The sequence below is a fragment of the Anaerococcus sp. genome, assembly GCF_030825785.1.
In the GTDB taxonomy this organism is placed as follows: Bacteria; Bacillota; Clostridia; order Tissierellales; family Peptoniphilaceae; genus Anaerococcus.
The window spans coordinates 21219-28320 of the sequence record NZ_JAPJPG010000016.1; the positions used below are offsets into that span (position 1 = coordinate 21219).

A 7102-nucleotide genomic window follows, 5' to 3' on the forward strand; every position below is an offset into this window, starting at 1 on the left:
TCGCTTTTTATATTTATACCCAATGATCAATTTTTGGCATAAAAAAAGCAGATTTCTCTGCTTAATTTGCTCTTAAAGCCTCTATGGCTGATAGTTTAGTTGCTCTTCTGGCTGGGATGTAGCCTGCAAGGACTCCTACCATTGATGAAAAGCCAACTCCTACTAGGGCTAGCCATATTGGAATTAGGAGGATTTTAACATCTTCTCCCCCTCCCATAAAGATCCCCGATCCTTGGGCGAATTTATTTATCAGACTTCCTATAAGTAGGGAAATTATAAGTCCCACAATTCCTCCGAAAAATCCTATAAAGCCCGATTCTATAAGAAACATGGACCTTATATCATTGATGGAAGCACCTATCACCTTCATCACTCCGATTTCTTTTTGTCTTTCATAGATACTCATAAGCATGGTGTTGATTATTCCTATAGCCGAAACTATAAAGGCAACGGAGCCGATTCCCCCAAGTATAAGGGTTACAATCATACTGGTCTTTTTAATTTCTTCGGCAGATCCTGCAGATGATTGGGTCTGAAAGCCCGCCTTTCTTATGGTTTTTTCGACTTCTTCAAGCTTTTCAACATCTTCTACTACAACATTTAGGTTATCGTATTTAATCTGTCCATCATTTTTGACCTCTACTGGCTTACCGTCTGGACCGAAGTTTTGGTTTAGCTGTGGACTTTCTAGTTTCTTATCTTCCTTTTGGAGCTTCTTGTAGAGGCTTTCGTTAATTACTGATGACCAGCCCATTACAAAGGACTTGGAGTTTAGGGTTCCTGAAATCTCTACAGGGATATCCGCATAGGTAGGCTTTTTCTCCTCGCCATTTTCCTGATTTTCATTTCCGAAATTGACCCCGTCGTCGTTTTCATCTTGCCATCCTAGCCTTATAAAATACTTATGGCCCCTGTAGTCGAAATCTTCGACAGGCTCTCCGGAGTAGCCTCCTCCTCCTTCACGGACCATCTCCATAGGCTTAACCTCAGATCCTAGGATAAGCTTATTATCATCAGTCCTATTCATCTTAGAACCTGAGCTAAACATATCTCCTGTAAGTTTATCTATTACATCATCAGGCATTACTTGGATTTGGCTATCAAGGCTATAATCATCTTCTCCTTCAATTTTTATTTCGCTATAGAAACTTTTGAAGGGAACTACGACCTTGACCCCATCTATGCTTTGAAGTCTCGAGATACTTGCCTGGTCAACCTTAGTGCTTCCTCCATTATTTTCCGTGAGAATGGTAATAGAAGTAAGACCTCCGAATGATTCGACCATATCCTTTTGTTGTTGGTTGATGCCTAGGGCGAAGGCGATCATTAGAATTATGGAGCTTGCTCCTATAACTACGGATAGGACTGTTAGGACTGTCCTTGATTTCCTTCTGACTAGGTTTCTTAGGGCCATCTGGAATCTGTCACTAATCTTCATCGTCTATTATTAGCTCCTCGTCCTTTTTAGCCTTTCTTTTCTTCCTCAAGAGTAGGAGAAGGAGGGCTGCGAGAACTATGATTCCTATCCAGATAAAGGGAGATGAAAGTAGAGATGAGTTTTCCTCCATAGGAGGAGCTTCTCCTATCATCTCTCCTGTTTCAGGATCGATCATTCCGCCTTCGCCTTCAAAGCCTCCCATTACCTCAGTACTAAATTCCTTAGTCTTCTTGTAGGCCTTGCCTCTGGAGTCTTCGTAGATTATTTCTATAGTTCCAGATAACTTGCCTTCAGATTTAGGAGTTATGTTACAAGAGAAGGTTTCTGTGCTTCCAGCGTTGAAGTTTCCGATGAATCTCTCATTTTCATCTACGTCGAAGCCATCTCCTTTGACCCTTACCATTACCGTGTCGAGATTGTCTTTTCCTGTGTTATAAATATTTACAGATAAAGATCCAGGAGTATTGGAATTTAGCTCTCCCAATTTGACCTTGCCGAAATTTACCCCAGACCTTTGGGCTACAGGGATGCCTATAGTCTCTGTGCTCTTGTATTGGTTTCCCCAATAGTCCTCATATTCCATGGTAAGATTTACCACATAAGGACCTGGAGTTGCATTTGGCAGAACGCTCATTGTTATGTATTTACTAGTCCAATCCCAAGGGTAGAGGGCTGCTACATAGAAGGTATTTGACCTATCAACTGGTGTAAAAACAGATCCGTCAGATACTAGAGTATTGTTGGCACTGCTCGTATTTTGTGGAGCAGATGCCAGGGTTTGCTCCAAGGTAACTTTAAGATTGTAGATAGTATTTTCGTTATTAGTGTTGTATAGAGTAAAGGATAAGTCGAAATTCTCTCCTGCTTCTGCTATAGATGGGCTAAGCTCATAGTCTGATATTATAAGCTTGGGTTGATTTTTGATAGGACCTTGGGAAGAGCCTGTATCATTTGCCCCTAGGCTAGCTTGGCCAGAGGAAGTTTCAGCTGTATTTGTAGTTTCTGTCGGATTAAGATTCGCCATCATTTTCTAGTACCTCGTCAATTGTGTATTTTTCGTGAATTTTCTCTAAACGTCCATCTCTCATAAAAAGCACCTTGTCAGCAAACTCGGTCATCTCATCGTCGTGGGTGACCATAATAAAGGTTTGCTGGTTTTCTTTAGTAATTTTTTTGATAAGATTCATAATCTCAAAGCTCGTCTTGGTATCGAGATTTCCTGTTGGCTCATCGGCAAAGATGATCTTTGGAAGGCCGACAAAGGCACGGGCTATGGAGACTCTTTGCTGCTGACCACCGGAAAGCTCGTTTGGCTTGTTGTCCATCCTATCAGAAAGACCCACTTCCTTTAAGATCTTTAAGGCCTCCTTCTTTCTCTCCTCCCTACTAAGTCCCTTGAAGGTTAGGGGAAGGGATACATTCTCCCAGGCTGATAGATAAGGAAGGAGGTTGTAGGATTGGAAGACAAAGCCTATATTTAGGTTTCTAAACTTAGTAATCTGTTCCTCGTTAAGGTCCGTTAGGGAGATATTTCCGTATTTTATAGATCCCTTGGTCGGTCTTTCAAGACCTGCGAGCATGTTAAGTAGAGTAGACTTTCCTGAACCACTCGTCCCCAAAAGAGCTACAAACTCACCCTTTTTAATATCTAGGTCTATACCATCCAGGGCCTTTATGATATTACCTCCTAGCTTGTAATATTTCTTAAGCCCTCTGATTTCTATTAGACTCACTAGTCTTCCTTTTCTTCCTCTTTCTTAAAGTGAGGATTTTTCTCCTTGATATATTCGTCATAAAGCTTTTCATCTAGGACAATATCGATTTCTCCTATGAGATTTTCTACATTTTCTTCTGTAAATTTCCTCTTAAACTTATAAAGTCCATCAGAATCATCAGCCTCGAAGATTCCTCCCATATCATAATGGTCATAGCCTTTTTCTGCTGCGTATTTTACTTCTTCGTAGTTTATCTGATAGTTTTGTCCCATGTCCTTGTGCTCATCACTAGAGCCTCCATAAAGGGCAAGGGCCCTGTTTCCATAGCAGATTAACATAGATGAGCAAAGTGGAGTCTCGTCTAGATAAGAAACTGAAAGTCTTATCTCGTCCTTATAATTATCGTACAGAGCCTTGAAATACTCGTAAGGTCTGTGATTGATTCCAGCTCTTTCAGCAGTATCTACCACTTGCTTATAGAGAATATCCACTCCTTCTTCCCCGACTTCCCTGGTCTCGATTCCGTCCCTGTAGGATTTTCTGGTGTGTTTTCTAGTATTTTTGGAGAAGTTCTTGAAGATCTCTTCCCCATCTCTTCCGTCTATGTCTAGGACCATGTTAAGAAGGGGCTGAGATGAAGTAGTCTTATCGTGACGGATAGTAATTCCGTTTTCCGCATAGAGCTTAACTAAATCCTCATCCCTACGAACTAATGGATCTATACGAAGGAGGAAGCCGTCATTTTCCTTAGCAAAAGCACTCGCTTCATCGATTAATTTCTTCACCAATTCTATATCTCTTAGGTCACAGACAGGTCCTCTTGTAGCATAGAAGAAGTTCTTGCCAACTTTTCCATCTCTAATATATAAAACTGAAAGGGCTCCCTTGATTTCGCCATCTTCTTCGACATAGAAGTAGACGCTTTCCCAATTGGCCTTGATATTCGCCCAGCGCATATCCTGCATGAAGTTACCATATGGCGAATTCTTGATAAAATCATTGTATTTTTTAACTAAGTCCTTGTTGTTTTTATCTAAAATCATATTACTCTCTCTTTCACTTCAAATTAACTGTTATGCTCCTAGCCATACATTTCCTTAATTATAACAGGAGCTAGGGGTTTTTTCAATAATATTTTATTGATAGATTAGCCTTCCCTCATCATAAAACCAGGTGATTTCTTGGAATTTTCCTTCATAAATCGTAAAAATCTTATCCATTGACTCCGAAAGATCCTTGCTTTCTTTCATATTCTCATAAGAATCCCAAAAGAGCCTACCTTCTCTATTATTTTCGATAAGCTCTCCCTTAAAGTCACTTGTCCTAAAGAGAAATCCCATATCTCGCCTTCCTTCGACAATCCAAGTTATAAGTCCAACAAGCACTGGATTTTCGATATCGAGATTGGTCTCCTCCTTGGCCTCTCTAATGACAGAATCGGTAAGGCTCTCCCCTTCCTCGACCTTGCCGCCAGGAAAAGTAAGCCCCTCCCGGCCATATTTTTTGACCTTGTCAAGAACAAGAACCTTATCATTTTCCTCATCACAAATCATTACCATATTCATTAATCTAGTCTGCATAAATCCTCACTAACTTTATCTTCTCTTATTATTATATGTTATTTATAATTAAGTAAAAGTTTGTACAAAAAATTGGACCCTAAGGCCCATTGAATTAGGGATTTTAGAAAAACTAATTTAGAGAGTCTTTAGGTGGCAAGAGAAAAGGCTATGAGTTTAATGCTCACAGCCTTTTTTATTCCTACTTAACATAAGATGTTTATTCTAAACTTCTTATTCTATCTATAAGACTGTTTTGACTGTGCTTTTCATAGAATCTACCTGTAAATAATATCCCAATAATTATATTTACAAAGTTTACAAGGATAAGCGGCATGATTACAAATTTATAGGAAGTCCACTTAGTTGCTGCCATAAAATCCATCAAGATGTATTTATCTACAAAAAGCGTAATGATGAAAGAAAATACTAAGCCACATAAAGAATAAATCAAATTCTTTTTCACCAAATATTTTTTAATATTTTTCTTTGTCATTCCAATTGCTTCAAGGATTGATAAGTTCACCATGTTTCTTAATATTTCAGTAGCAATAACGTTAATAAAGTTAAGCACCGATATTAAGAATAATACTATAGATAGACTGTAACCAGCAAATTCTATTAGGTTTTTGAATTCCATTGTAGATATAATCTGAAGATCCCTTGAATCGTAGGAAAATCCCGGTTCATTTTCAAAAGATTTTAATAACTTATCAAAATTTTCCTTTTTGCTATCTTCTACATCAAATCCATAGGACATTATACTCTTATCTCCTGTAAGCTTACTATACTCATTCGGCTTCATATAAATGTATTCCAAGCCTAAAGTAGGACTAGATTCGTCGTTTATATCTTCCTTAATTACAGGAAAATATCTAAGACCATTTGAAAAATTATATTCAACCTTGCCCATAACTTGGACTTCTTTGACCCTGTTTTTTACATTGATTTTTATTTTATCGCCAGTTTTATAGTCAGAATCATTTTTTGTTTTTTCGCCTATGATAATATAATTTCCTGTTTGCCATTTTTCTTTATCAAACTCTCCATCTATAAATTTTTGTTTATTTATTAGAAACTCATCCATACCGAATAGAATTGGTGCCGCTTTTTTATCTTCTATTTTTATACTTGGAAAGGAGTACTCATAACCATAGGAATATAAAGCTCCTCCAGCTTTAAATCCCTTTTGATTTTCTATTTCATCAAAGAAATTGTCCTTGATACCGTCCTCACTTCCTGAGTACATATACCTAAAATATTTTGGGCTTGCTATATTATAGTCCGTTACGATTACATCAGAAATCCCCTTTTCTAAATCAATATTGCCGGTATAAGTTAAAACGCTATTTAAAATAACTGCAGAAAGGCTAATAGATAGAACTATGGATATAAATCTAAATTTATTGGAAAATACTTGTCTTCTAGCAAGTTTACCTAGAGAAATATCCTCGCTTTTATACTTCTTTTTTATCGTGGTTTCATTGTATCTGCTGGCATCTATTGGAGAAACTTTTGCCGCATACCTTGCAGGTCTCATCACCGATAGAAATACTGTAAGCAAAGTAAAGGCTGTCGAAAATAAGATAATTAAGATTATTACAGCAAGTGATAATCTTACATCCGTTAACATCTCATTATTTGCAAATATTTTATTTAAAATAATTTCCCCATAGAAATTCCCACTATATCTCCAACTATTATTGAAGGAAGTGCTACTGCTAAAGACTCAAAATGAATAAGCCTTTTGATTTGTGGCTTTGTCATTCCAATTGTTTTTAAAAGTCCCAGAAGTTTAATATCTTCATTTACGGATATCTTGAAAATATTATTTATTATTAAGTAGCCTGCGACTATTACCAAAATTAAAAAAGCTAAGAAAGGTAAAAATGTTTTAAAATCAAAACTACTATCACCAGAAAAAATATAAGCAAAGTTAACACCAATTCTTATTTCTTTGTCGGATAGATTTCCAGGGTCATATACCACTTTATAACCATTTCTCTCTGCAATTTTTAAAAGTTTATCCCTTATCATAAAGGAATTCTTTAGCATTACTTCCACGTCATTATTATTTTCTGGAAGGAATGATTTATCTACATAAGCTTTTGATAAATAGATTTGACCTACACCAACATTGGAATCAATAGGATTTTGAAAAGTCCCCGATATAATAAATTTATCACTTTTCTTTTCGATAATCTCTCCTGTGTAAGCTTTTTCTATTTTAAAAGGAACTTCTATTTCTTCTCCTATCTCACCCTTATAACCTAATTTTTTAGCAGTTGATATATCTAGAAATACTTCATTTTCTTTTTCTGGAAACTTTCCCTTAACTTTTTCTATTAGAGACCATTCAAATCCTTTCTTATCCATATAAGATAGTTCTG

At 36.9% G+C, this 7102-nt stretch carries 7 protein-coding genes; all 7 read right to left on the reverse strand.

What is annotated here, in order from left to right; all coding sequences use genetic code 11:
• Positions 1-61: 61 nt before the first annotated feature.
• Positions 62-1438, reverse strand: coding sequence for an ABC transporter permease (locus RCH56_RS03760; protein ID WP_306483661.1), 1377 nt, complete (start codon positions 1436-1438; stop codon positions 62-64).
• Entirely contained in the window at positions 1428-2465 is a 1038-nt protein-coding gene (locus RCH56_RS03765) for a COG1361 S-layer family protein (protein ID WP_306483662.1), read from the reverse strand. Before RCH56_RS03765 ends, RCH56_RS03760 begins: the two co-directional genes overlap by 11 nt.
• A complete protein-coding gene (locus tag RCH56_RS03770; RefSeq protein ID WP_306483663.1) occupies positions 2449-3171 on the reverse strand; it encodes an ABC transporter ATP-binding protein in 723 nt (240 codons plus the stop codon). The genes RCH56_RS03765 and RCH56_RS03770 overlap by 17 nt, the downstream gene beginning before the upstream one ends.
• Positions 3171-4196: a peptidoglycan bridge formation glycyltransferase FemA/FemB family protein gene (locus RCH56_RS03775; protein ID WP_306483664.1), complete on the reverse strand. Its 1026-nt coding sequence runs from the start codon at positions 4194-4196 to the stop codon at positions 3171-3173. The genes RCH56_RS03770 and RCH56_RS03775 overlap by 1 nt, the downstream gene beginning before the upstream one ends.
• A gap of 93 nt (positions 4197-4289) precedes the next feature.
• A complete protein-coding gene (locus RCH56_RS03780) occupies positions 4290-4733 on the reverse strand; it encodes an 8-oxo-dGTP diphosphatase (RefSeq protein ID WP_306483665.1) in 444 nt (147 codons plus the stop codon).
• A 199-nt stretch (positions 4734-4932) separates the two neighbouring features.
• Positions 4933-6345, reverse strand: coding sequence for an FtsX-like permease family protein (locus tag RCH56_RS03785; RefSeq protein ID WP_306483666.1), 1413 nt, complete (start codon positions 6343-6345; stop codon positions 4933-4935).
• 23 nt (positions 6346-6368) lie between these two features.
• Positions 6369-7102: ABC transporter permease (locus RCH56_RS03790; RefSeq protein ID WP_306483667.1), on the reverse strand; the 734-nt coding region annotated here is incomplete at its 5' end.